The organism is Actinosynnema sp. NPDC059797, assembly GCF_042732085.1.
GTDB lineage: Bacteria > Actinomycetota > Actinomycetes > Mycobacteriales > Pseudonocardiaceae > Actinosynnema.
The window spans coordinates 1-1,242 of sequence record NZ_JBHWIE010000755.1 but is presented as its reverse complement, the minus strand read 5'-3'; the positions used below and the strand labels follow the sequence as shown (position 1 = coordinate 1,242).

Sequence of the window (1,242 nt, the reverse complement as noted above, 5' to 3'; positions counted from 1 at the left end):
ACGGGGTGTCGGTGACGGTTACGCTCTCGGCCGGCACCGCCGCGTTCGCGCCCCACCACGGGACGGCGTCCGCGCTGGTGTCGGCCGCCGACCGGGCGCTGTACCTGGCCAAGGACCTTGGCCGCGACCGCGCGGTGGCCGGTGGGACATCGGTCGCCGAGCACCGGGAGGACGTCGCGGTGGACTACCTGGACCAGGTCGCGGACCTGGTTGACCTGCGGGTCGCGAGCCCGGGTCGCAGCCTGGCCATCGCCGAGTGGGCGCGGACCGTGGCCGAGCGCCTGGAGCGCGACGCCACCGAGGTCCGCACCGCGCGGCGCGCGGGCCGGCTGTTGGACGTGGGCATGATCGTGCTGCCGGACGACCTGCTCACCGAGTCCGGCCCGCTGACCGACCAGCAGTGGCACCTGCTGCACGAGCACCCCGACAGCGGCGCCCGCATGGTCGGCGTGCTGCCCGACCACGCCGACGTCGCCGAGGTCATCCGCCAGCACCACGAGCGCTGGGACGGCGCGGGCTACCCCAACGGCCTGCGCGGCGAGCGCATCCGCATCGAGGCCCGGGTGCTGTCGGTGTGCGACGCGTGGGCCGCGATGCGCGCCGACCGCCCGCACCGCCGCGCGCTGACCCACGAGCAGGCGGTGCGCGAGCTGCGCGTGGGCCGGGGCGCCCGGTTCGACCCGCACCTGGTGGACGTGTTCCTGGAACTGCTGGACGAGCGGGCGGTGGGCGACCTGGCCACCGGCCCCGCCGCGCCGCGCGAGGGCAGCCGCCTATCCTGACCCGGTGTCGCGCCGCGCCCTGATCACCATGACCCCGGACGAGGTGCGCGCGTTCCTGGTGGAGCAGCGCGTCGTCACGGTGGCCACGATCGGCCCGAACGGGCGACCGCACCTGGCCCCGCTGTGGTTCGCCGTCGAGGGCGACGAGCTGCTGGCCTGGACCTACCGGGCCTCGCAGAAGGCGGCGAACCTGCGCCGGCTGCCGGAGGCGACGCTGCAGCTGGAGGCGGGGGAGACCTACGACCAACTGCGCGGCGTGACCATGGAGTGCGACGTGCGCTTGGTCGAGGAGCCGGCCGAGGTCGCCCGGATCGGCGCGGCGGTGGCGCTGCGGTACTCCGGGCACAGCGGGCCGGAGCTGGACGCGTTCGTGGCGGCGCAGGCCGCCAAGCGGGTCGGGGTGCGGTTCGCGCCGACCTCGGTCGTGTCGTGGGACCACCGCAAGCTGGGCGGTGCGTAC

2 protein-coding genes are annotated in these 1,242 nt (G+C 75.7%); both read left to right on the top strand.

Going from position 1 to position 1,242, the window contains the following annotated elements; genetic code table 11:
• On the top strand, positions 1–782 hold a 782-nt coding region (locus ACFV4N_RS43935; RefSeq protein WP_499678636.1), incomplete at its 5' end, for an HD-GYP domain-containing protein.
• A gap of 4 nt (positions 783–786) precedes the next feature.
• A partial coding sequence (locus tag ACFV4N_RS43930; RefSeq protein WP_499678635.1) for a TIGR03618 family F420-dependent PPOX class oxidoreductase occupies positions 787–1,242 on the top strand: 456 nt, incomplete at its 3' end.